Source organism: Streptomyces sp. CC0208 (assembly GCF_003443735.1).
In the GTDB taxonomy this organism is placed as follows: domain Bacteria; phylum Actinomycetota; class Actinomycetes; order Streptomycetales; family Streptomycetaceae; genus Streptomyces; species Streptomyces sviceus.
In genome coordinates this window covers 6,565,830-6,588,944 of the sequence record NZ_CP031969.1, presented here as the reverse complement: position 1 = coordinate 6,588,944, position 23,115 = coordinate 6,565,830, and the positions used below count along the sequence as shown (strand labels likewise).

The 23,115-nt window shown below is 70.2% G+C and carries 20 protein-coding genes; 6 read left to right on the top strand and 14 right to left on the bottom strand.

The annotated features are described in order from the left end of the window. Positions 1–94 precede the first annotated feature (94 nt). From D1369_RS30275 to D1369_RS30260, 4 genes are all read left to right on the top strand, one after another. Positions 95–1,420, top strand: coding sequence for a DUF2252 domain-containing protein (locus D1369_RS30275; protein ID WP_007381396.1), 1,326 nt, complete (start codon positions 95–97; stop codon positions 1,418–1,420). Positions 1,421–1,511: 91 nt separating this feature from the next. Continuing rightward, the gene (locus D1369_RS30270; RefSeq protein ID WP_118082712.1) at positions 1,512–2,204 is read left to right on the top strand and encodes a hypothetical protein; all 693 of its coding nucleotides are present in this window, start codon (positions 1,512–1,514) and stop codon (positions 2,202–2,204) included. A 94-nt stretch (positions 2,205–2,298) separates the two neighbouring features. Next, on the top strand, positions 2,299–3,114 hold the full coding sequence (locus tag D1369_RS30265; RefSeq protein ID WP_037903214.1) for a thioredoxin domain-containing protein: 816 nt from the start codon (positions 2,299–2,301) through the stop codon (positions 3,112–3,114). A gap of 84 nt (positions 3,115–3,198) precedes the next feature. Further along, positions 3,199–4,854, top strand: a complete 1,656-nt coding sequence (locus D1369_RS30260) for an alkaline phosphatase D family protein (RefSeq protein WP_007381400.1) — start codon at positions 3,199–3,201, stop codon at positions 4,852–4,854. Between the two features lie 7 nt (positions 4,855–4,861). On the opposite strand, the gene D1369_RS30255 is transcribed toward D1369_RS30260, so the two are convergent. Further along, positions 4,862–5,431: a dienelactone hydrolase family protein gene (locus tag D1369_RS30255; protein WP_007381401.1), complete on the bottom strand. Its 570-nt coding sequence runs from the start codon at positions 5,429–5,431 to the stop codon at positions 4,862–4,864. Between the two features lie 118 nt (positions 5,432–5,549). Between D1369_RS30255 and D1369_RS30250 the strand changes: the two genes are divergently transcribed. After that, positions 5,550–6,680 (top strand): mechanosensitive ion channel domain-containing protein, encoded by a 1,131-nt coding sequence (locus D1369_RS30250; RefSeq protein ID WP_007381402.1) that lies wholly within the window; start codon positions 5,550–5,552, stop codon positions 6,678–6,680. A 339-nt stretch (positions 6,681–7,019) separates the two neighbouring features. Here the strand turns inward: D1369_RS30250 and D1369_RS30245 are convergent, their stop codons facing one another. The 6 genes from D1369_RS30245 to D1369_RS30220 form a co-directional block, all read right to left on the bottom strand. Beyond that, complete coding sequence (locus D1369_RS30245; RefSeq protein ID WP_007381403.1) at positions 7,020–7,760, bottom strand: SDR family oxidoreductase; 741 nt, start codon at positions 7,758–7,760, stop codon at positions 7,020–7,022. 52 nt (positions 7,761–7,812) lie between these two features. Then, on the bottom strand, positions 7,813–9,387 hold the full coding sequence (locus D1369_RS30240; RefSeq protein ID WP_037899670.1) for a Na+/H+ antiporter: 1,575 nt from the start codon (positions 9,385–9,387) through the stop codon (positions 7,813–7,815). 92 nt (positions 9,388–9,479) lie between these two features. Then, positions 9,480–9,950 (bottom strand): GNAT family N-acetyltransferase, encoded by a 471-nt coding sequence (locus tag D1369_RS30235; RefSeq protein ID WP_007381405.1) that lies wholly within the window; start codon positions 9,948–9,950, stop codon positions 9,480–9,482. Continuing rightward, a complete protein-coding gene (locus D1369_RS30230; RefSeq protein ID WP_007381406.1) occupies positions 9,947–10,891 on the bottom strand; it encodes an RluA family pseudouridine synthase in 945 nt (314 codons plus the stop codon). Before D1369_RS30230 ends, D1369_RS30235 begins: the two co-directional genes overlap by 4 nt. 43 nt (positions 10,892–10,934) lie before the next feature. Then, positions 10,935–11,510 carry a signal peptidase II gene (gene lspA / locus D1369_RS30225; protein ID WP_007381407.1) on the bottom strand — a complete coding sequence of 192 codons (576 nt, stop codon included), beginning with the start codon at positions 11,508–11,510 and terminating at the stop codon, positions 10,935–10,937. A gap of 61 nt (positions 11,511–11,571) precedes the next feature. Further along, on the bottom strand, positions 11,572–13,131 hold the full coding sequence (locus D1369_RS30220) for a TraR/DksA C4-type zinc finger protein (protein WP_082319382.1): 1,560 nt from the start codon (positions 13,129–13,131) through the stop codon (positions 11,572–11,574). Between the two features lie 591 nt (positions 13,132–13,722). Here D1369_RS30220 and ileS point away from each other — a divergent pair. Beyond that, positions 13,723–16,854: an isoleucine--tRNA ligase gene (ileS, locus tag D1369_RS30210; RefSeq protein WP_118082711.1), complete on the top strand. Its 3,132-nt coding sequence runs from the start codon at positions 13,723–13,725 to the stop codon at positions 16,852–16,854. 160 nt (positions 16,855–17,014) lie between these two features. Here ileS and D1369_RS30205 read toward each other — a convergent pair whose 3' ends face one another. The 7 genes from D1369_RS30205 to D1369_RS30175 form a co-directional block, all read right to left on the bottom strand. Then, positions 17,015–18,220 (bottom strand): DivIVA domain-containing protein, encoded by a 1,206-nt coding sequence (locus D1369_RS30205; RefSeq protein WP_007381411.1) that lies wholly within the window; start codon positions 18,218–18,220, stop codon positions 17,015–17,017. Positions 18,221–18,272: 52 nt separating this feature from the next. Further along, complete coding sequence (locus D1369_RS30200) at positions 18,273–18,563, bottom strand: YggT family protein (protein WP_007381412.1); 291 nt, start codon at positions 18,561–18,563, stop codon at positions 18,273–18,275. 51 nt (positions 18,564–18,614) lie between these two features. Then, positions 18,615–19,256: a cell division protein SepF gene (gene sepF / locus D1369_RS30195; RefSeq protein WP_007381413.1), complete on the bottom strand. Its 642-nt coding sequence runs from the start codon at positions 19,254–19,256 to the stop codon at positions 18,615–18,617. Between the two features lie 126 nt (positions 19,257–19,382). Beyond that, complete coding sequence (locus D1369_RS30190) at positions 19,383–20,102, bottom strand: YggS family pyridoxal phosphate-dependent enzyme (protein ID WP_007381414.1); 720 nt, start codon at positions 20,100–20,102, stop codon at positions 19,383–19,385. 6 nt (positions 20,103–20,108) lie between these two features. Then, on the bottom strand, positions 20,109–20,837 hold the full coding sequence (gene pgeF / locus D1369_RS30185) for a peptidoglycan editing factor PgeF (RefSeq protein ID WP_007381415.1): 729 nt from the start codon (positions 20,835–20,837) through the stop codon (positions 20,109–20,111). After that, on the bottom strand, positions 20,834–22,030 hold the full coding sequence (gene ftsZ / locus D1369_RS30180; protein WP_007381416.1) for a cell division protein FtsZ: 1,197 nt from the start codon (positions 22,028–22,030) through the stop codon (positions 20,834–20,836). Before ftsZ ends, pgeF begins: the two co-directional genes overlap by 4 nt. A gap of 287 nt (positions 22,031–22,317) precedes the next feature. After that, complete coding sequence (locus D1369_RS30175) at positions 22,318–23,112, bottom strand: FtsQ-type POTRA domain-containing protein (RefSeq protein WP_007381417.1); 795 nt, start codon at positions 23,110–23,112, stop codon at positions 22,318–22,320. Positions 23,113–23,115: the final 3 nt, after the last annotated feature.

Genomic DNA, 23,115 nt, shown 5'->3' with positions numbered 1-23,115 from the left:
TCACAACGAGGGTCGCGGGCACTTTCGCCGGGACCCGCCCGTTGGAGAGACGACAGAAACGCTGTCGTACACATGTACCTGGAGGCACCCCGCGATGTCGGTACCGCAGCTCAACGACGAGCACCGCGGCGAGGAGATCCTCGCTGTCTTCGACACCGCCTTCGGCGAGCTCCTGGCCGCCGATCCGGCAGCGTTCCGCGTGAAGTTCCGGAAGATGGCGGCCTCGGCGTTCGCGTTCTACCGCGGGACGGCGTGCCTCTTCTACCACGACCTCGACGCCGAGAAGAGGGGCGGGCCGTACCTGGACGAGCGCACCTCGCGCGTGTGGATCCACGGTGACCTGCACGCGGAGAACTTCGGCACGTACCTGGACGCCAACGGCCGGCTGATCTTCAACGTCAACGACTTCGACGAGGCCTACGTCGGCCCCTTCACCTGGGACCTCAAGCGCTTCGCCGCCTCCGTCGCGCTGATCGGGTACGCCAAGGCGCTCGGCGACGAGCAGATCACCGAGCTGGTGGAGGTGTACGCGGGCGCGTACCGCGAGCGGATCCACGCCCTGGCCACCGGCGCCAAGAGCGACGAGGTGCCGCCCTTCACCCTGGACACCGCCCAGGGCCCGCTCCTGGACGCGCTGCGCGACGCCCGCTCGCTGACCCGCTTCGGCCTCCTGGAGTCGATGACGGAGATCCGCGACTTCGAGCGCCGCTTCGCGCCGGGCGGCGGCTCCATCGAGCTGGACGCGGCCACCCGCTACAAGGTGCTCGCGGCGTTCGACGGCTATCTGGAGACCCTCCCGGAGGCCTCCCTGGCCCGCCCGGACTCCTACCGCGTCAAGGACGTCGTCGGCCGCCGCGGCATCGGCATCGGATCGGCCGGGCTGCCGTCGTACAACATCCTGCTCGAAGGGCACACCGACGCCCTGGAGAACGACGTCGTGATCTACATCAAGCAGGCCCAGACCCCGGCCGTCTCCCGGCACATCACCGACCCGGCGATCCGCGACTACTTCCAGCACGAGGGCCACCGCACGGTGATCTCCCAGCGCGCCCTCCAGCAGCACGCCGACCCGTGGCTGGGCTGGACCGAGCTGGGCGGCGCGGGCCAGCTGGTCGCCGAGATCTCGCCGTACGCCGTGGACCTGGACTGGGGCGACATCGACGACCCGGAGGAGATCGCGGCGGTCGTCGCCGACCTCGGCCGGGCCACGGCCACCATGCACGCGGCAGCGGACGACACCTCGGGCGAGTCCCTGGTGCCCTTCTCGACCGAGCGGGCCATCGACGCGGCGATCGCGGCCGACGAGGACGGTTTCGCGGGCCTCCTGGTCGACTTCGCGCACAGCTACGGCGCACGCGCGCGTGCCGACCACCAGACCTTCGTCGACCTGTTCCGCAACGGCCGCATCCCCGGCCTGTGACCGGCCCCTCACCGCTGTCGATAACGATAGGGCCGCTCACAGGGACTCTTTAGGGGTCCCTTACAGGCCCGCGTGACACACTCTCCACGCTATGGACATATCCGGGACCCAGCTACGAGCGCTCCGCGCGGCGCTGTTCACGGCACTCGTCGTGACGCTCAGCACCGCGTCGCACGTACTGCTGTCCCGGGCTCCCCTGCCGCTCAACACGGTGGCGGCGGTCGCCGTCGCCGTGTTCGCGCTCACCTTCGCGCTGGCCGGCCGGGAGCGCGGCTTCGGGCGGATCGCCGCCGTACTGATCCCGCTGGAGCTCGCCGCCGACACCGTCTTCACCACCGGCCAGCACGTCTGTTACGGCGCCGCGGGCGGCCCGGTGGCGGGTCCGCTGCGCTCGGTCGGCTGGGACGTGTTCTGCGGGGACGGCACCAGTGTCGGCTCGCCGCTGGCCCGGATGACCGGCACCGACCCCGGCCGGCTCGGCGGCCTGCTCGCCCACGCCGACCCGCAGACCGCCTGGCTGCTGCTGGGCGCCCACATCTGCGTCGGCCTCCTCGCGGCCGCCTGGCTGCGCCGCGGCGAGCGGGCCCTGGCCCAGCTGCTGCGGGCCGTGGCCGCCACGACCTTCCGGCCGCTGCTTCTCGCGGCCGCCGCGCTGACCGTGCGGTCGGCGCCGGAACCGGCCCGCCCGGTGCGCCCCGGCCGCCGTACGGCCGTCGTGCTCGACGCGATCCTCGTGCACTCCCTGGGACGGCGTGGACCGCCGTGCTCGCCCGCTGTCGCCTGAGCCTCCCGCTCGCACAGCGTCCGCGCACCACCAGTCCCGACCCACGTATCCCCGCACACGACGTGTGCGCGTCCCCTCGATGGAGAACACCACCATGAGCAAGCGGAACAGCCAGGCCGCGAAGACCGCCGCCCGCGAGCGGCTGCGGCAGGAGCGCGAGCGCCAGGCCAAGCGCGACAAGATCAAGCGGCAGGTCATCGTCGCCTGCGCCGTGGTCGGCGTCCTGGCGATAGCCGGCGGCATCGGCTACGCGGTCGTGCAGAGCAACAAGCCCGGCTACTGGGAAGCGGCCAAGGACGACAAGCTGGTCAAGCCGGCCAACAGCACGGGCACCAACGGCACGACGGTCGTCATCGGCAAGAGCACCGCCAAGAAGACCCTGCTCATGTACGAGGACCCGCGCTGCCCCGTCTGCGCCCAGTTCGAGCAGACCGTCGGCTCGACCGTCGACAAGGACGTCGCGGACGGCAAGTTCAAGATCCAGTTCGTCGGCGCCACCTTCCTCGACGGCAACCTCGGCGGCGAGGGCTCCAAGAACGGCCTCAGCGCCCTCGGCGCGGCGCTGAACGTCAGCTCCGACGCGTTCCTGAAGTACAAGACCGCGATGTACTCCACGAAGTGGCACCCCGAGGAGAGCGGCCCCGACAAGTTCAAGGACGACGCCTACCTCATCAAGATCGCGCAGACCGTCCCGGAGCTCAAGGACAACAAGACCTTCCAGAACGCCGTGAAGAACGGCACCTACGACAAGTGGGCCCTGGACATGTCCGAGAAGTTCAACAAGGACGGGATCACCGGCACTCCGACCCTGATGATGGACGGCAAGAAGCTGACCGGCCCCGACGGCAAGAACGCGCCGATGACGGTCGCCGACTTCAACACGGCGCTCGCAGCGGCCCTGAAGGGCTGATCCCCGCACTCTTCAGGCAAAGAGCGGGCGAACTTTCATGAGTTCGCCCGCTCTCGTTCATACCGATCAGTAACCTGATCGGCCGTGACTAGTAGACAGAGATCAGCCGACAGCAACTCCCTGTCCCCACGCCGCCGTACGGTCGTCAAGGCCGCGGCGGCCACTGCTGTCCTGGCCGCCCCCCTCGCCGCCGCATGGCCGGCCGGCGCGGTCGAGGCCCCCGCCTTCCTGCACGGCGTTGCCTCCGGCGACCCGCTCCCGGACGGCATCCTGCTGTGGACCCGGGTGACCCCGACCGCCGAGGCGGTGCCCGGTTCCGGGCTCGGCCCGGACACCGAGGTCGGCTGGGTAGTCGCCAGGGACAAGGCCTTCACGAGCGTCGTCGCCAAGGGTTCCGTCACCGCGACCGCCGCCTCCGACCACACGGTCAAGGCGGACGTGCGCGGCCTCGCGCCCGCGACCGACTACTGGTTCCGGTTCTCGGCGGGCGGCACCGACTCCCCGGCGGCGCGCACCCGCACCGCGCCGGCGGCGGACGCGGCCGTCACGAACCTCCGCTTCGGCGTGGTCTCCTGCGCCAACTGGGAGGCCGGCTACTTCTCGTCGTACCGCCACCTCGCGGCCCGCGGCGACCTGGACGCCTGGCTGCACCTGGGCGACTACATCTACGAGTACGGCACCGGCGACTACGGCACCCGCGACACCGTCGTACGGCAGCACGCGCCGACCCACGAGATACTCACCCTCGCCGACTACCGGATCCGGCACGGCAAGTACAAGACCGACCCGGACCTCCAGGCCCTGCACACGGTCGCCCCGGTGGTCGCGATCTGGGACGACCACGAGTTCGCCAACGACGCCTGGTCGGGGGGCGCCGAGAACCACACCGAGGGCGCGGAGGGCGCCTGGTCGGCCCGTCAGGCCGCCGCCAAGCAGGCCTACTTCGAGTGGATGCCGGTCCGCCCGGCGCTCGCGGGCACCACCTACCGCCGGCTGCGTTTCGGCAAGCTCGCCGACCTCTCACTGCTCGACCTGCGGTCCTTCCGCTCCCAGCAGGCCGCCGTGGGCAACGGCTCGGTCGACGACCCGGACCGCACGATCACGGGCCGGGCCCAACTGGACTGGCTCAAGGCGGGGCTGAAGTCCTCCGACACGACCTGGCGGTTGGTCGGCAACTCCGTGATGATCTCGCCGTTCGCGATCGGCTCGCTCTCCGCCGACCTGCTCAGGCCGCTCGCCGAGCTGCTGGGCCTGCCGAAGGAGGGCCTCGCCCTCAACACCGACCAGTGGGACGGCTACACGGACGACCGCCGTGAACTCCTCGCCCACCTGCGCTCCAACGCCATCCGCAACACCGTCTTCCTGACCGGGGACATCCACATGGCGTGGGCCAACGACGTGCCGGTGGACGCCGGTACCTATCCGCTGTCGGCCTCGGCCGCCACGGAGTTCGTCGTCACCTCGGTGAGCTCGGACAACCTCGACGACATCCTGAAGGTCCCCGAGGGCACGGTCACCGCGCTCGCGGCGCCGGTCATCCAGGTCGCCAACCGGCACGTCCACTGGGTCGACACCGACCGCCACGGCTACGGCGTCCTGGACATCACCGCCGACCGGGCGCAGATGGACTACTACGTGCTGTCCGACAAGACGAAGGCGAACGCGACCTCGTCCTGGGCGCGTTCGTACCGCACGCGGACCGGCACGCAGAAGGTCGAGCGGACGTACACGCCGGTCTAGAGCCGCTCTAGAGGCTGTCGAGGAAGCCGAGGGCCACCCGCCAGGTGGCCTCGGCGGCCTCCTCGTCGTAGTCCGGCAGGCCGGGGTCGGTGTAGAGGTGACCGGCCCCGGCGTACCGGTAGATCTCGACGTCGGCGCCGGTGCGGACCATCTGGAGATACCAGGCGCTCAGCCAGTCGTCGGTCTCGAAGGGGTCGGGCTCGGCCACGTGCAGCTGGACCGGCAACTCGTCCGCGGTCACGTTCGGCGCGATGTCGGACGTGCCGTGCAGGAGCAGCAGGCCGCGGGCCTTCTCGTCGCCGAGGGCGAGGGTCTGCGCGATCGAGGCCCCGAGGGAGAAGCCGGCGTAGACGAGACCGCGCTCGGAGTAGGGCGCGGCGGCCAGGACGGCCCGCTTCAGCAGTTCGTCCTTGCCGATCTCCTCGTTGAAGGCCATGCCCTCCTCGACCGTCTCGAACGTGCGCCCCTCGAAGAGGTCCGGCGTCCACACCTCGTGCCCGGCCTCCCGCAGCCGGTCGGCGGCCTGACGGACGGCGGGCCTGAGGCCGTAGGTCGAGTGAAAGAGCATGATGTTCATGAGGCCATGGTGCCAGCCTGCACCGACAGTGCCGTCGCGCGGGCAGGGCGGGGGCCGTACCCACTTCGGGGCAGAAGTCACATGTTCATGATTCTCCAGTCCGGTTAGGTTCGGGGTCATGGAGAACGTACTCCGCCCACTGATCGTGGTCGGCGGCTCAGTGCTGCTCACTCTCGTGATCGGCTGGGCCACCGACCTGTTGTTGCGCAAGGCCGACGACCGCCACAGCGAGACCCCGCTGTGGGGTCTGCTGCGCCGTGGCCGCATCCCCTACATGCTCGTGCTGTGCGCGGCGATGCTGAGAGGGGCGTACGACGAGGCGCGGCTGGCACAGCGGCACAGTGCCGGTATCGGGCAGGCGCTGACCCTGATCCTCATCGGGGCGACCGCCTGGCTGGTGATCCGGATCGCCGCCGCCGTAGTGGAGACGACGTACACCCGCTATGCCCGCGCCCACCACGACGCTGCCCGGGTCCGCCGGGTGCGCACCCAGGTGACGCTGATCACAAGGGTGGTCGCCGCGGTCGTCGGCGTGATGGCGGTGGCCGCGATGCTGCTGACGTTCCCGGCGATGCGCGCGGCCGGTGCCTCACTGCTGGCCTCGGCCGGAATCCTCGGCATCGTCGCCGGTGTGGCCGCCCAGTCGACGCTCAGCAACATGTTCGCCGGGCTGCAGATCGCCTTCGGCGACATGGTGCGCATCGGCGACACCGTGGTGGTGGACGGCGAGTGGGGCACCGTCGAGGAGATCACGCTGACCTTCCTGACGGTACGGACCTGGGACGAGCGCCGGATCACCATGCCGGTGTCGTACTTCACCTCGAAGCCGTTCGAGAACTGGTCGCGCGGCACCCCGCAGATGACCGGCATCGTGTACTGGCACGTCGATCACACGGCCCCGGTGGAGCTGATGCGTGAGCGGCTGCGGGACATCCTGCGCGAGTGCCCCGCCTGGGACGGGCGCGACTACGGCCTCGCCGTCACCGACACCACTCCGAACACCATGCAGGTGCGTGCCCTGGTGACCGCGAAGGACGCCGACGACATCTGGACGGTACGGGTCACGGTCCGCGAACAGATGCTCAGCTGGCTCACCGACCACCACCCGTACGCCCTGCCACGGGTCAACACGGCGGACGCCACGCTGGCGCCTGGGTTCCACCGGAACGGCGACCGACGCAACGGCCACAACTCCGAAGGCGTGACCGTCGGCGGACCCCACGAGCCCCCTCGAACGGGCCGCGGCTGACCCGGCCGTGGGTCGTCGCACGGCGGCCCGCCCTGTCACCCGCACGGCAGGGCGTCCGTCGTGGCGCCGCACGGCAGGGGGTCCGTCGTGGCGCCGCGTGGCCGCACCCACCCAGGGGCGCGGGGAACTGCGCGACCAGCCACGACGGACCCGCACCCGCCGACCCGTCCCGACACCACGCCTCAGTCCCACCACGGCGCCGCACGCCATGGCGCCGCACGACAAAGGGCCCGTCCCGGCACCCCATGACCACACCCACCCAGGGGCGCGGGGAACTGCGCCACCAGCCACGACGGACCCGCACCCGCCCACGGCCCGTCGACGGCCGGCATCCCCCCGTCACCTCCCGCGCTCAGCCCCGCCATTGACCTGCACGATCTGCGACGTCACATGCCCGGCCCCGGGCGACGCCAGCCAGTGCAGCGTGGCGGCGACATCACCCGGCGTCCCCGCCCGCCCGTTGGACGTGTCCCCGATGAGCCGTTCCCGCCGAGCAGGATCGATAGCCGCGCCAAAGAACTCCGTGTCCTCGATGTACCCCGGCGCCACCACGTTCGCGGTGATCCCCCGCGGCCCCAAGTCGCGAGCCAGGTCGTAGGCGTACGGATGCAGCCCCGCCTTCGCCGCCCCGTACGCCCCGCTCCCGGACCCCCGGTACGCGGCGATGGAGCTGACGAACAGGACCCGCCCGCCCGGCGAGGCGAGCCGGTCCTTCAGCCCCTCGGTGAGCAGCGCCGCGGTCAGCAGATTGAGCCTGAAGTTCACGGTCCAGTTGTGGGCGACGGCCTCCAGCGGATCGGTACTGTCAGCGGGCGGTTCAAGCTGCCCGGTGCCCCCGGCGCTGTGGATCAGCACATCCACCGCCCCGAGTTCACGTCCCACGAACCCGACGACCCCGCGCACCTGATCGACGTCGGAGAGATCGGCGGCGTACGTCAGCGCCCCGGGCACCCCGGCCTTCTCCAGCACCTCGGCGCGCCGCCCGAGCAGCAGCACCCGGTCCCCTTCCGCGGCGAACACCTGTGCCGCCGCGAGCCCGATTCCCGTACCGCCACCGCTGATTACCACGTTGCGAGCCATAACCGCAGCCTACAAACACACCCTCGGCGGGTTCACCCCGGTTTCCGCGCGCTCACCGCAGACTGCGGACGTCCAGGTGCCGCAGCACCCGGTCCACCACCTCGGGGTCGGCCCCCGGTTCGCTCCGCGCCGCCAGCACCTCGTGCCGCGCGGCGCTCAGCATCTCCCCGTGGATGCGCCGCACCCGCTTGAGCCGCCGCCGTGCCTCGCGCCGCTCCTCGTCCCCCGTCTCGGGATGGATCCGCACGCCGATCTCGAACGCCCGCCGCTGCATCTGCTCGGCAAGCTCCTCCGGCAGCTCCTCCACGGCCTCGATCTCCCGCAGCCGCCGCTTGGCCGCCTTGGCCGCCCGGACGGCGAGGGCCTTCTCGAACTCCTTCTCCCGCTCGGTGTCGGCCTGTACCCCCAGCCGCTTCACCAGCCACGGCAGGGTCAGCCCCTGGAGCACCAGCGTGGCCATGATCACCCCGAACGCGATGAAGACGATCTCGTCCCGGTCGGGAAAGCCCGCCCCCGACTCGGTCTCCAGCGGAATGGCCAACGCCAGCGCCACCGACGCCACGCCCCGCATCCCGGACCACCACATGATGACGGTCTCGCGCCAGCTGGTCGGGATCTCCTCGCTGTAGTCCCGCTTGGCGTGCATCCGCTTGGTGAGCCAGGTGGCCGGCATCAGCCACGCCAGCCGTACGAGCACGACCACGGCCACGATCGCCGCGGCCCAGCCGAGCATCTCGCCCCAGCGGCCGGACGCGGTCCTGATCGCGTTGTGCAGTTCGAGACCGATCAGCCCGAAGGCCACGCCGGTGACGAGCGTGTCGACGATGTCCCAGAAGGTGTGCCCGGCCAGCCGGGTCATCACGTCGTCGGCGTCGGTGCCGTGCTCGGCGAGGAACAGGGCGGTGGTCAGCACGGCGAGCACACCGGAGCCGTGGAGCTCCTCGGCAAGCACGTAGGAGGCGTACGGCACGAGCACCGTCAGCCCGATCTGGAGGGTCGCGTCACCCAGCAGATCCATCAGCTTGTTGGCGCCCCAGCCCAGCACGAGCCCCACGACGACGGCGACCACGGCGGAGAGCACCAGCTCGAAGACGGCCTCCCCGGCCTGGAACGAGCCACTGACGGCCGCGGCGACGGCCACGTGATAGAGCACGATCGCCGTCACGTCGTTGAACAGGCCCTCGCCCTCCAGGATGGACACCAGTCGGCGGGGCAGTCCGAGTTGGCCCGCGACGGCGGTCGCGGCGACCGGGTCGGGCGGCGCGACCAGCGCGCCGAGCGCGACGGCGGCGGCGATCGGCAGCCCCGGCACGATCGCGTGGGCGACGGCGGCGACACACAGGGTCGTCACGAACACCAGCGCGACGGCGAGCAGGAAGATCGGCCGCTTGTTGGCTGCGAACTGACGCCAGGACGTGCGCCGCACCGCCGCGTAGAGCAGGGGCGGCAACAGAATGGGCAGGATCAGGTCCGGCGGGATGTCGACATTCGGTACGAAGTCCAGCACCGCGAGCACTATGCCGAGCAGGGTCATCAGCACCGGCGCCGGCAACCCGAAACGGTCCCCCACCGGGACACTGATCAGAGCCCCCAGCAACAACACGAACAACAGGGCCAACTGATCCACGGTCAGAGCTCCGGGCAGATCGACGAACCAATGTTCACTTCAGTCTGCCCGCAAAACGCCCGAACCCTCCCGACCGCCGCTCCCGCCGACCGTCAGAGAACCCGCCGCATGGCCCGGTGCGGCATCCCCGCGTCCGGGAACTCCGGCCCGTACGCCACGTACCCCAGTCGCTCGTAGAACCCCAGCGCCTGCGTCTGGGCGTGCAGGTCCACCGCCGTCAGCCCCCGCGCGCGTGCCGCCTCCTCGACGGCCCGCACGAGCGCGGCCCCCACCCCGAGCCCGCGCGCCTCCCGGGTCACGGCGAGCCGCCCCAGCGACCCCACCGACGGGTCACCGCCGGTCTTCCCGGCCGCCGCGTCACCGAACAGCAGCCGCCCGGTCCCGAGCGGCACCCCGTCCTCCCGCACGGCCAGCACATGCACCGCCACGGCGTCGTAGGCGTCGTACTCGATGTCCTCGGGCACGCCCTGCTCGCCGACGAAGACCTCTTTGCGCACCGCGAAGCAGGCCTCACGGTCGGCGGGGTCCTCGGCGACCCGCACCGCGTACGCGAGCGTGCTCACCCGTAGGTCTCCTCACGCACCAGGTCCAGGGCCTGCTGAAGGTCCTCCGGATAGTCGCTCGCGAACTCCACCCACTCCCCGTCCCCGGGGTGCTCGAAGCCCAGCCGCACGGCGTGCAGCCACTGCCGGGTCAGCCGGAGCCGCTTGGCGAGCGTCGGGTCGGCGCCGTACGTCAGGTCGCCGACGCACGGGTGGCGGTGGGCCGCCATGTGGACGCGGATCTGGTGGGTGCGCCCGGTCTCCAGCTTCACGTCGAGCAGGGAGGCCGCGCGGAACGCCTCGATGAGGTCGTAGTGCGTGACGGACGGCTTGCCCTCGGCGGTGACGGCCCACTTGTAGTCGTGCTGAGGGTGCCGGCCGATGGGCGCGTCGATGGTGCCGCTGGTCGGGTCAGGGTGGCCCTGGACGAGCGTGTGGTACCGCTTGTCGACCGTGCGCTCCTTGAACTGCCGCTTGAGCGAGGTGTAGGCCCGCTCCGACTTGGCCACGACCATCAGCCCCGAGGTGCCCACGTCGAGCCGGTGCACGATGCCCTGGCGCTCGGCGGCACCGGAGGTGGAGATGCGGTACCCGGCGGCGGCGAGCCCACCGATCACGGTCGTCCCGGTCCAGCCGGGCGACGGGTGCGCGGCCACACCGACCGGCTTGACGATCACGACCACGTCGTCGTCGTCATGGACGATCTCCATGCCCTCGACCGGCTCGGCGACGATCTGCACCGGCGCGGCCGCCTGTGGCATCTCGACCTCCAGCCAGGCCCCGCCGTGCACCCGCTCGGACTTCCCGACCACCGACCCGTCGACCGTGACCTTCCCCGAGGCGGCGAGCTCGGCCGCCTTGGTCCGGGAGAAGCCGAACATGCGGGAGATGGCAGCGTCGACGCGCTCGCCCTCCAGGCCGTCGGGCACGGGCAGGGTACGGATCTCGGGAATGGTGCTCACCCGTCGAGTATGCCGGACGGGTGAGACAGCCCCGACCGCGCGCTCAGTCCTTGTGGACGGTGCCGTCCGGGTCGAGGCCCTTGAAGGACAGCAGCACGATCAGGATGCCGCCGCACACGATCGCCGAGTCGGCGAGGTTGAAGACGGCGAAGTGCTTGGGCGCGATGAAGTCGACGACCGCGCCCTCGAAGACGCCGGGCGAGCGGAAGAGCCGGTCGGTGAGGTTGCCGAGCGCCCCGCCGAGCAGCAGCCCGAGCGCGATCGCCCAGGGCAGACTGTGGAGCTTGCGGGCGAGCCGGGCGATGACCACGATCACCGCGGCCGCGATCACCGTGAAGATCACGGTGAACGCCTCGCCGAAGCCGAAGGCCGCGCCCGCGTTGCGGATCGCCTCGAGCTTCAGCCAGTCCCCGATGATCTCGATCGGCTCGTGGTGCTCCAGCCTGGCGACCACGATCATCTTGCTGACCAGGTCGAGGGCGTACGCGAAGGCGGCCACCGTGAACAGCACGGCGATACGGCGCTTGCCCCTGGGCCGCGCCGTCTGGTCCTGCTCCGGCTCGGTCCCCGCCGCCTCTGGGGTATCCGGCGTACCGATGATGCGCTCCGCCTCTGCCACGTGAGTCCCTCGACCTAGGTACCTGACTGAGGACGAGGGTACGACACGCCTCCAAGGACCCTCAGTACCGGCGTTCCTGCTTCTGCTTGCACTCCACGCACAGGGTCGCGCGCGGGAAAGCCTGCATGCGGGCCTTGCCGATGGGGTTGCCGCAGTTCTCGCACAGGCCGTAGGTGCCGGCGTCGAGACGCCCCAGGGCGCGCTCGGTCTGGAGGAGCATCTCGCGCGCGTTGGCCGCGAGGGCCATCTCGCTCTCGCGCGTGATGTTCTTTGTCCCGGTGTCGGCCTGGTCGTCGCCGGCGCCGTCCCCGGAGTCCCGCATGAGCCCCACCAGGGACTCCTCGGACGTGGAGATCTCGGTACGCAGCCGCAGAGCCTCGGCCGTCAGTTCCGCGCGGGCCTCCTCGACCTCTTCGGGCGTCCACGGATCCTCACCCGGGCGCACCGCCAGTTCGCCGGGCTCCACCGCGGCGACACGCGCGTTGGGTAGGGCTGTCTTCGCCGCTGTGGCCGTGCCAGGGGTCTTCTTCGCAACCACCGTCGTGGCTCCCGTCTGCTTCGCGGCCTCGGCCGCGCCCGCCTTGTTGGCCGTGCTCTTCCTGGCCGCCGTCTTCCCGGAGGTGCCCTGCCCGGCGGCCCCCTGCGGGACCCCGGCCTCCGTGGCGGCCGTCTCCTCGACCGCGGTGTCCTTCGCGGCCGTCTTCCTCCCCGCGGCCTTGGTCGCGGCCGTGCCCTTGGCCGCGCCCTTCGGCGCGGCTGTCTTCCTGACCGCGCTCTTCGGCGCCGCCGTGCTCTTCGCGGCGGTCTTCTTCACGACCGCCTTCTTCTTCGTGACCGACGCCTTCCCAGTCCCTCCGCCCCCCGTGACGGCCTCCTCGGCGACCGCCTTCCCCGCGACCGCCTTCTCCGTGGCCGCCTTCTTGGCGACCGCGGACTTCTTCGTGGCCGACGCCTTCTCGGCAACCCCAGACTTCCCGGCAACCGCCTTCTCACCGGCTCCGGCTTCCCTGACCGCTCCCTCGGCGACCGCCTCCCCCGTGACCGCCTTCTCCCTGGCCGCGGACTTGGACGTGACCGCCTTCTTGGCGACCGCGGACTTCTTCGTGGCCGACGCCTTCTCGGCAACCCCAGACTTCCCGGCAACCGCCTTCCCACTGGCTCCGGCTTCCCTGGCCGCCTCCTCGGCGACCGCCTTCCCCGTGGCCGCCTTCCCCGTGGCCGCGGACTTGGACGTGACCGCCTTCTTCCTACCCGCAGCCTTCTTCGTGACCGACGCCTTCTTCGTCGCCGACGCCTTCTTCGTGACCGAGGCCTTGCCGACGCCCTTCGTGGCCGACGCCCTCCCGCCGACCGGCGGCTCGGTCGCCGGTCTCCCGGCCGGGAGATCCTCCTGCGCGGCCCCCCGGGAGGCCGCCGTGGCCTTCTTCGCGACACTCTTCGCCGCCGATCCGACCGCCTTCACGGCCTTGGCCGCCGCGCCCTTGCCGGACGACGCGGCCTCGGACGCCACCCCGCGCACACTCTTCTTCCCACCCGCGTCCTTGGCCCCGCCACCGGAGGCACGGGCATGGCTGGAACGGCCCGACGCCGACTGCTGTACGGCGGTCTTCTTCGCCACCATGCCGCGGCCCCTTCACATATTGTGATCTTGCTCGCGAATCGTGCTGGGACGATAAATCGACTTGAGTCCCGCGGCAACGGGGCACGCCGCCCGATTCGCCCGCCCCACGCGCGCGGGGCGGGAAGCATGCATGCGTTGTGCCCAGCTCCCCGCCGGGTAATCCGCACAACCGCCCGTCCCGGAATCCGAACACCGGCGCCGCTCCATTCGGGCCACTCGACGCCCTGCGGCAGCCTCTCCGCCCGGCCCCGGAAAAAGCGGTCGGCCACTGTCCTCGGGGCGCCGTACACTGGGCGGAGCGAAAAGCGTGGATGGGGACGAGTAGCGGCGTACGCAGCCCAGAGCGACCCGGGGACGGTGGAAGCCCGGGGGCGAGCGCGACGCGAAGATCACCCCGGAGCCGCCGGAAGAAAGCCCATGAGGGCCGTTAGACCCGGCATCGCGACCCCAATGAGGGGGCTCACCGACACACACCAGGCGTCGGCGGGCCAAGGAGGGTGGTACCGCGGGAGCGCGCCGAAACCGGCGTACGGAAAGACACGGCTCTCGTCCCTCCGGACGGAAGGCAGCACATCCGCCGGAGGAAGACTGATGACGCAGTACCGCCAGGTGCCCGCCCAGGTCGACCTGCCCGCGCTCGAGCACGCGGTGCTCGACTTCTGGCGCGAGCAGAAGATCTTCGCCAAGACCCTGGAGCAGTCCGAGGGCCGCCCCGAGTGGGTGTTCTACGAGGGCCCGCCCACCGCCAACGGCATGCCGGGCGCCCACCACATCGAGGCCCGCGTCTTCAAGGACGTCTTCCCCCGCTTCCGCACCATGCGCGGCTACCACGTGGCCCGCAAGGCCGGCTGGGACTGCCATGGCCTCCCGGTGGAGCTGGCGGTCGAGAAGGAGCTCGGCTTCAGCGGCAAGAAGGACATCGAGGCGTACGGCATCGCCGAGTTCAACGCCAAGTGCCGCGAGTCCGTGACCCGCCACACCGACGCCTTCGAGGCGCTCACGACCCGCATGGGCTACTGGACCGACCTCCAGGACCCGTACCGCACGATGGACCCGGAGTACATCGAGTCCGTCTGGTGGTCGCTGAAGACCATCTTCGACAAGGGCCTGCTGGTCCAGGACCACCGCGTCGCCCCCTGGTGTCCGCGCTGCGGCACCGGCCTGTCCGACCACGAACTGGCGCAGGGCTACGAGACGGTCGTGGACCCGTCCGTGTACGTCCGTTTCCCGCTCACCTCCGGTCCGCTCGCCGGTGAGGCTGCGCTCGTGGTGTGGACGACGACCCCCTGGACCCTGGTGTCCAACACGGCGGTCGCCGCGCACCCCGAGGTCACCTACGTCGTCGCGACCGACGGCGAGGAGAAGCTCGTCGTCGCCGAGCCGCTGCTCGCCAAGGCCCTCGGCGAGGGCTGGGAGACCACCGGCGAGTCCTTCACCGGCGCCGAGATGGAGCGCTGGACCTATCAACGTCCGTTCGAGCTCGTGGAGTTCCCGGAACCGGCGCATTACGTCGTCAACGCCGAATACGTCACGACCGAGGACGGTACGGGCCTGGTCCACCAGTCCCCCGCCTTCGGTGAGGACGACCTCAAGGTCTGCCGCGCCTACGGCCTGCCCGTGGTGAACCCGGTCCGCCCCGACGGCACCTTCGAGGAGGACGTCCCCCTCGTAGGCGGCGTCTTCTTCAAGAAGGCGGACGAACAGCTCACCGAGGACCTCCAGCAGCGCGGCCTCCTCTTCCGGCACATCCCGTACGAGCACAGCTACCCGCACTGCTGGCGCTGCCACACCGCGCTCCTCTACTACGCGCAGCCGTCCTGGTACATCCGCACCACCGCCGTCAAGGACCGCCTCCTCCAGGAGAACGAGAACACCAACTGGTTCCCGGAGACGGTCAAGCACGGCCGCTTCGGCGACTGGCTCCAGAACAACATCGACTGGGCGCTGTCCCGCAACCGCTACTGGGGCACCCCGCTGCCGATCTGGCGCTGCGAGGACGACCACCTCACCGTCGTCGGCTCCCGCGCGGAGCTCACCGAGCTGACCGGCACGGACCACTCCGAACTGGACCCGCACCGCCCGTTCATCGACGACGTCACCTTCGCGTGCCCGCAGTGCCAGAAGACGGCCACGCGCGTGCCGGAGGTCATCGACGCCTGGTACGACTCGGGTTCGATGCCGTTCGCGCAGTGGGGCTACCCGTACAAGAACAAGGAACTGTTCGAGTCCCGCTACCCGGCGCAGTTCATCTCCGAGGCCATCGACCAGACGCGCGGCTGGTTCTACACGCTGATGGCCGTCGGCACCCTGGTCTTCGACAAGTCGTCGTACGAGAACGTCGTCTGCCTCGGCCACATCCTCGCCGAGGACGGCCGCAAGATGTCCAAGCACCTGGGCAACACCCTGGAGCCGATCCCGCTGATGGACCGCCACGGCGCGGACGCGGTGCGCTGGTTCATGGCGGCCGGCGGTTCCCCGTGGGCGGCCCGCCGCGTGGGCCACGGCACCATCCAGGAGGTGGTGAGGAAGACCCTCCTCACCTACTGGAACACGGTCGCCTTCCAGGCCCTGTACGCGCGTACGTCCGGCTGGGCGCCCAGCGAGGCGGACCCGGCCCCGGCCGACCGCCCGGTCCTGGACCGCTGGCTGCTGTCCGAACTGCACGCCCTGACCGACCAGGTGACCCAGTCCCTGGAGTCGTACGACACCCAGCGCGCCGGCAAGCTCCTGTCGGCGTTCGTCGACGATCTGTCCAATTGGTACGTACGCCGGTCCCGGCGCCGCTTCTGGCAGGGCGACAAGGCCGCGCTGCGCACGCTGCACGAGGTCGTCGAGACGGTCACCCAGCTGATGGCCCCGCTGACCCCGTTCATCACCGAGCGGGTCTGGCAGGACCTGGTCGTGCCGGTCACCCCGGGCGCCCCGGAGTCGGTGCACCTGGCCTCCTGGCCGGAGGCGGACCTCTCCGCCATCGACCCGGAGCTGTCGAAGCAGATGGTGCTGGTGCGCCGGCTCGTCGAGCTGGGCCGTGCCACGCGCGCGGAGTCGGGCGTGAAGACCCGTCAGCCGCTGTCCCGGGCGCTCATCGCCGCGACCGGCTTCGACGCCCTCGACCGCGAACTGCACGCACAGATCACGGACGAGCTGAACGTGACCGCGCTCGCCTCCCTGAGCGAGGTCGGCGGCAGCCTGGTCGACACCACGGCGAAGGCCAACTTCCGCGCCCTGGGCAAGCGGTTCGGCAAGCGCGTCCAGGACGTGGCCAAGGCCGTCGCGCACGCCGACGCGGCCGCGCTCTCCCTCGCCCTGCGCGAGGGCACGGCGTCGGTGGAGGTCGACGGCGAGACGATCACGCTCGCCCCCGACGAGGTGATCATCACGGAGACCCCGCGCGAGGGCTGGTCGGTGGCGTCCGACTCCGGTGCGACGGTGGCCCTGGACCTGGAGATCACGGAGGAGCTGCGCCGAGCGGGCCTGGCCCGTGACGCGATCCGCCTGATCCAGGAGGCCCGCAAGAACAGCGGCCTCGACGTGGCCGACCGCATCGCGCTGCGATGGACCTCCACGGACCCGGCGGTCCTCGCGGCCCTGTCCGAACACGCGGCTCTGATCGCCGACGAGGTCCTGGCGACGGACTTCGCCCAGGGCCAGGCGGACGACACCTACGGCACCCCGTTCACCGACGAGGGCCTGTCGCTGACGTTCCGCCTGCGCAAGGCGTAGGACCGAGAAGGAAGGCCCGGTTCCTCCGCGAAAGCGAGGGGACCGGGCCTTCCTCATGTCCGCGACACTGTGATCAACCCGCGTAAAAGGGCAGGGCCCCGGATCGAAATCCGGGGCCCTGCCCTGAACGCTGCCGACGCCTGAGGCGTACTAGAGGCCGTCAGTTGTCGTCCTCGTCGATGAGGAAGCCACGCATGGGCGAGGGAGCCTGCCCCATCGGACCGGGCCCCTGCGGCCGCACCGGCGCCATCGGCTGGGTCATCGCGGGCGACATCTGCTGCTGCCCGCCGTAGGACGGACCGGCCGGCGAAGGACCGCCGCCCATGCCCTGGTTGCCACCGTAGGACGGCGCGCTCGCACCGGCCGGAGCCATCGAAGGCGCCGGGGACGGCGGCAGCGACGCGGTCGCCGGGGTACGCGGCGGAGCCAGCGAGTCGTCGGCCTGGGTCTCCAGCTGACGCAGCTGGGACTCGAGGTACGACTTCAGACGCGTGCGGTACTCGCGCTCGAAGCCGCGCAGGTCCTCGACCTTGCGCTCCAGCGTGGCGCGGGCGGACTCCAGGGAGCCCATCGCGACGCGGTGCTTCTCCTGTGCGTCCCGCTCCAGGGCGTCGGCCTTGGCACGGGCGTCACGCTCGAGACCCTCGGCACGTGAACGCGCCTCGCCGACGATCTTGTTGGCCTCGGAACGGGCCTCCGCGATCGCCTGGTCGGCGGTCTGCTGGGCGAGCGAGAGGACTCGGGCGGCGCTGTCGCCACCGGGGCCCTGACCGGGGCCGCCCATCGGACCGCCCATGGGGCCGCCCATCGGGCCACCCATCTGCTGCTGCATGGGCGGCTGACCGCCCATGGTGCCCTGGCCCATCTGACCCTGGCCCATCTGACCCTGGCCCATCTGGCCCATCGGGCCCTGACCCATGGGACCCTGGCCCATCGGACCTGGACCCTGCGGGCCGCCCTGGCCACCGCCGGGACCGGCGGGCAGCTGCGGCGCACCACTCGGCAGCTGGGGCGGGCCACCCATGGGGCCGCCCATCTGCTGCTGCGGCGGACCGGATATGCCGGCCGGTACGGGGGCGCCGGGACCGGGCCCACGCATACCCTGCTGCGGCATTCCCTGTCCGGGCATGCCACCCTGCTGCTGGTCCTGCTGCTCCGGGGGCTTGCGCATGTTCTGCTGGTTCTGGGCAGCAGCACGCGTCGCCGCGGCCAGCTTGGCGCGCAGGTCCTCGTTCTCGCGCAGCAGGCGGGTCAGTTCGGCTTCGACCTCGTCGAGGAAGGCATCGACCTCGTCCTCGTCATAGCCTTCTCGGAGGCGGACGGTCGTGAACTGCTTGTTCCGCACGTCCTCGGGGGTCAACGGCATCTCTTCACCTCAACGTAGTCATCGGCAGTCGGCAAGACCGTATCGTCCACAGTCACCTCGCCAGGTTTCCCGTGACGGAGATGAGGATGTAGACGATGATCATCAGCACGAAGAAGGACAGGTCGAGCGCCACGCCCCCGAGACGCAGCGGCGGGATGAACCGCCGCAGAAGCTTCAACGGTGGATCGGTGACAGTGTAGGTGGCCTCCAGAACGACCACCATCGCCTTGCCGGGTTGCCACGAGCGGGCGAACTGGAAGACGTAGTCCATGACCAACCGAAAGATGAGCACGATGAGGAACACCATCAGCGCGATGTAGATCACCTGTGCGAACACGCTCATGGACTGTCTTTCCCTCTCCCCTGTTCCGTGCTTCGTTCCGGTTGTTGCTTCTCAGCTCTGGTTGAAGAACCCGCCCTCTGCGATGCGGGCCTTGTCCTCCGCCGTGACATCGACGTTAGCAGGCGACAACAGGAACACCTTCTGCGTCACCCGCTCGATGCTGCCGTGAAGACCAAACACCAAACCGGCCGCAAAGTCGACAAGTCGCTTGGCGTCTGTGTCATCCATCTCAGTCAGATTCATGATCACCGGGGTGCCCTCACGGAAGTGTTCCCCGATGGTACGGGCCTCGTTGTAGGTCCGGGGGTGAAGTGTGGTGATCCGGTAAGGCTCTCGTTCCGACACGACCTTGGGCATGATCACCGGTGCGTTCTTCTCCAGGCTTGCGCGCTCTTGTGTGATGGATGCCACGGGCGCGATGCGCGCCGGACGCACCGATTCCGCGGCGAGCGAAGAGGATCGGGGCACCGGGTCGCGCGGCACCGAGGACTGTACAACTCTGACCGATTCGTCCCTTTCAGGCTGAAGTGCCTGATGTGACTGATGAGACGGCTCATGCCGTCGGCGGTCCCGCTCGGGCTCCGGGTCGAGTTCCGGTTCGAAGTCGTCGTCGGGGTCGAAACCGCGGCCGTCGTACCCATCGTCCTCCACGAGGCCGAGGTAGACCGCCATCTTGCGCATCGCGCCGGCCATTCTCTGAGTCCTCCGCTCTGTGGTGGATCGGCTGACTGCCAAGTGCCCGCGATCCACGAGGTCGTTATGACCGCCTTTCGGCGGTAATGACCATATTTTCTGCTGTGGTCCGACTTCCTGGCGACGTTACCCGAGCCGGGGGCGGACTCCGAGTACCGCGGTGCCGACGCGCACATGTGTCGCCCCTGCCGCCACGGCCTGTTCGAGGTCCGCGCTCATCCCTGCCGAGACCATGTTCGCAGCCGGATGGTCCCGGCGCAGGTCGGTCGACAAATCCATCAACCGCTCGAACGCCGCCTGTTCGCGTCCCGCGTACTCCCCGGTGAGCGGAGCGACGGTCATCAGACCGTCGAGCCGCAGTCCCGGAGCCCGGGCCACGAGACCGGCCAACTCCCCGATTCCGCCCGGCGCCACACCACCCCGCTCCCCACGCTCGCTCGAACCGGCGTCCAGGGCCACCTGGATCAGGCAGCCCACTTCGCGCTCGGCCTTCACGGCCTCCTTGGAGAGAGCCGTCACCAACTTCGAACGATCGACGGACTGCACGAGATCCGCGTAACCCACCACAGATCGCACTTTGTTGGTCTGCAATTGACCAACGAAATGCCAAGTAAGGGGCAGATCCGAGCATTCGGCAGCCTTGGGCGCCGCGTCCTGGTCCTTGTTCTCGGCGACGTGGCGCACCCCGAGCTCGGAGAGAATCCGCACATCGCTCGCGGGGTAGGTCTTGGTGACCACGATGAGGGTCACCTCTTCGCGCCCCCGCCCGGCGGCCGCACACGCGGCGGCGATGCGCTGCTCCACCTTCGCCAGATTCGCGGCGAGTTCGTCCTTACGGTCCGTCATGCCCCATCAGTCCAGCCAGACATATCCCGCGAGTCGCCCTGTGGAGCGATCGCGGCGATACGAGAAGTGGTCGCCCGACTCCAGCGTGCACACCGGCGACTGACGCCGGTCGCGCACCCCGAGCCGGTTGAGCTGCGCGTGCACTCCGGCGCTCACGTCGACCGCGGGAGTGCCCCAACTCGTTTCGGCGTGCGCCGCCGGTTCTACGGCGGCGACCTCGGCGCGCATCTCCTTGGGCACTTCGTAGCACCTGCCGCAGACGGCGGGTCCGGTGCGGGCGACGATCCGGGCGGGATCGGCGCCGAGTTCGGTCATCGCGCGTAGCGTGGCCGGGACGACTCCGGCCACCATGCCGGGGCGACCCGCGTGGGCCGCCGCGGCGATCCCGGCGACCGGGTCGGCGAGCAGCACCGGGGTGCAGTCGGCGGTGAGGACGGCGAGGGCGAGACCGCGTTCGGCGGTGACGACCGCGTCGACCCGGGGCACCGGCTTGTCGCCCCAGGGCTCGGAGACCACCACGACGTCCGCCCCGTGCACCTGGTTCATCCAGACCACGCGGGTCGGGTCGAGCCCGAGTGACTTGGCGGCCAGTTCGCGGTTGGTCGTCACGGACTCGGGGTCGTCGCCGACCGCTCCGCCGAGGTTGAGCTCCTCATACGGAGCGGCGCTCACCCCGCCCCACCGGTCGGTGAAGGCGAAGTGCGCGCCGCTCACGCTGTCGCGCTGTCCTATCACTTCAGGAAGTCCGGCACGTCCAGCTCCTCAGCCGCACTGTCCGAGTAGCTCCGGGACGGCGGGACGGGCGGGGCGACCGGGAGGTCGGCGGCCGGCTCGGGCGCGGGCTCCGGGTCCTCCTTCGGCGTGACGCTGCCGAGCGAGCCGAAGGACGGACGGCTCTCGGTCTGCCGTACCGGAGTGGGCTCCTCCCGGCGGGCCGAGGTCGAGGAGGATCCCATGACCGTCTCGCGGCGGGTCGGCGGCTGGCCCCCGTCGAAGCCGGCGGCGATCACGGTGACGCGGACCTCGTCGCCGAGGGCGTCGTCGATGACCGCGCCGAAGATGATGTTGGCCTCGGGGTGGGCGGCCTCGCTCACCAGCTGGGCCGCTTCGTTGATCTCGAACAGGCCGAGGTCGCTGCCGCCGGAGATGGAGAGCAGCACGCCCCGGGCGCCGTCGATGGACGCCTCCAGCAGCGGCGAGGAGATCGCCATCTCGGCCGCGGCCACCGCGCGGTCGTCGCCGCGGGCCGAGCCGATGCCCATGAGCGCCGAACCGGCCTCGGACATGACCGACTTGACGTCGGCGAAGTCGAGGTTGATCAGACCGGGCGTGGTGATGAGGTCGGTGATGCCCTGGACACCGGAGAGCAGGACCTGGTCGGCCGACTTGAAGGCGTCGAGGACCGAGACCTGGCGGTCCGAGATGGACAGCAGGCGGTCGTTGGGGATGACGATGAGGGTGTCGACCTCTTCGCGGAGTTCCGCGATGCCGTCCTCGGCCTGGTTGGCGCGGCGCCGGCCCTCGAAGGTGAACGGGCGGGTGACCACGCCGATGGTGAGGGCGCCCAGCGAGCGGGCGATGTTGGCCACGACGGGCGCGCCGCCGGTGCCGGTGCCGCCGCCTTCACCGGCCGTCACGAAGACCATGTCGGCCCCCTTGAGGACCTCCTCGATCTCCTCGCGGTGGTCCTCGGCGGCCTTGCGGCCGACGGCCGGGTTGGCGCCGGCGCCGAGTCCGCGGGTGAGTTCGCGGCCGACGTCGAGCTTGACGTCGGCGTCGCTCATCAACAGCGCCTGCGCGTCGGTGTTGATGGCGATGAACTCGACGCCCTTGAGACCGACCTCGATCATCCGGTTGATGGCATTGACACCACCGCCGCCGACACCGATGACTTTGATGACTGCGAGGTAGTTCTGCGGTGCTGCCACGTCGAAGGCCTCTCGCCTCGAGTTACGTGTCGCCGAACCGACGAAGCAGTGCTGCCTCGCGATCCGTCGACTGATGCCGAATGGGACGGTCCGTAGCGCCGACCCGAACCCTAACGCTGAAGTTTAGGGTTACCAGTGTGTCTGTTCCCTGGAGTCTTCTGAACAGGACACTAAGTCGACAAGTGGCGCACGTTCAACGAACACGCCGAACCTCCCGTTTTTCTTTTCACCCTATGTGATCAGCCGTAGCAGTGCCCAACCAGGGTGCTGGCCTGCGCTGATGTGCGTCAACTCCCCGCTGACGCAGGGGCGGTGGGAACGCTGACGTCGAAGTGCCGCGCATCGGGGGCCGCTTTCATGAGAGCGGTCAGGGTGCGAGCCTTGGCGGCGCCGTTCTCGCCACTCCCCCAGGCGACGGTGCGACCGCCCCTCAACTCCAGCGAGATGTCGTCGTACGAACGCACCTTGACGGAACGGGTCGCGCGCGCGACGTCGATCGGAATGTCACCCGCCACGCGCACCGCTTCGCGCACCAGCCGGGACTCGCCGAAGCGGCGCAGGCTCGCGGCGCGGGTGTCCGGTCGACCGAGTGCCAATTGCAGGGCGGGGACGCCTTTCGGGGCCACGGGAACCGTGGCGAATCGGACACCTTCATCGTCCACTTCGACGAAGTTTCCGCCCTTTTGGACAAGCAGAACCGGAGTACGCTCAGTCACTTTCAGCCCGATTCCATGGGGCCAGGAGCGAGCGACATCAACCGAGTCAATTCGGGCCAATTTCTGGCGCAGCCGTGCCTCAATCGCATCGGTGTCGACGGAAATCAGCGGCGAGCCCACCGGGACGTCCGCGGCCTCGCGGACCTGTTCCGGAGTCAGCACCAGGGTGCCCGAGACCGACACGCGTTCCACGCGCAGCCACTGGGAGCCGTACAACAGCCAGACGGCGCCCGCGGAGAGGAGCGCGAGCGCCACGGCAAGGATGATGATCGTACGAAGCCGACGCACCCTCAACCGCCGGACGGGAGGCGGGCCGGACGACTCCTGTTGGCGTTCGCCGCGCTCGGCGGTCGTCGATCCGGCCACGCG

Excerpts from the sequence above, each read along its gene's own strand:
- D1369_RS30275 (WP_007381396.1), top strand. The coding sequence starts at position 95 with ATGTCGGTACCGCAGCTCAACGACGAGCACCGCGGCGAGGAGATCCTC.
- D1369_RS30270 (WP_118082712.1), top strand. The coding sequence starts at position 1,512 with ATGGACATATCCGGGACCCAGCTACGAGCGCTCCGCGCGGCGCTGTTC.
- D1369_RS30265 (WP_037903214.1), top strand. The coding sequence starts at position 2,299 with ATGAGCAAGCGGAACAGCCAGGCCGCGAAGACCGCCGCCCGCGAGCGG.
- D1369_RS30255 (WP_007381401.1), bottom strand. The coding sequence starts at position 5,431 with ATGAACATCATGCTCTTTCACTCGACCTACGGCCTCAGGCCCGCCGTC.
- D1369_RS30250 (WP_007381402.1), top strand. The coding sequence starts at position 5,550 with ATGGAGAACGTACTCCGCCCACTGATCGTGGTCGGCGGCTCAGTGCTG.
- D1369_RS30245 (WP_007381403.1), bottom strand. The coding sequence starts at position 7,760 with ATGGCTCGCAACGTGGTAATCAGCGGTGGCGGTACGGGAATCGGGCTC.
- D1369_RS30220 (WP_082319382.1), bottom strand. The coding sequence starts at position 13,131 with ATGGTGGCGAAGAAGACCGCCGTACAGCAGTCGGCGTCGGGCCGTTCC.
- ileS (WP_118082711.1), top strand. The coding sequence starts at position 13,723 with ATGACGCAGTACCGCCAGGTGCCCGCCCAGGTCGACCTGCCCGCGCTC.
- D1369_RS30205 (WP_007381411.1), bottom strand. The coding sequence starts at position 18,220 with ATGCCGTTGACCCCCGAGGACGTGCGGAACAAGCAGTTCACGACCGTC.
- D1369_RS30200 (WP_007381412.1), bottom strand. The coding sequence starts at position 18,563 with ATGAGCGTGTTCGCACAGGTGATCTACATCGCGCTGATGGTGTTCCTC.
- sepF (WP_007381413.1), bottom strand. The coding sequence starts at position 19,256 with ATGGCCGGCGCGATGCGCAAGATGGCGGTCTACCTCGGCCTCGTGGAG.
- D1369_RS30190 (WP_007381414.1), bottom strand. The coding sequence starts at position 20,102 with ATGACGGACCGTAAGGACGAACTCGCCGCGAATCTGGCGAAGGTGGAG.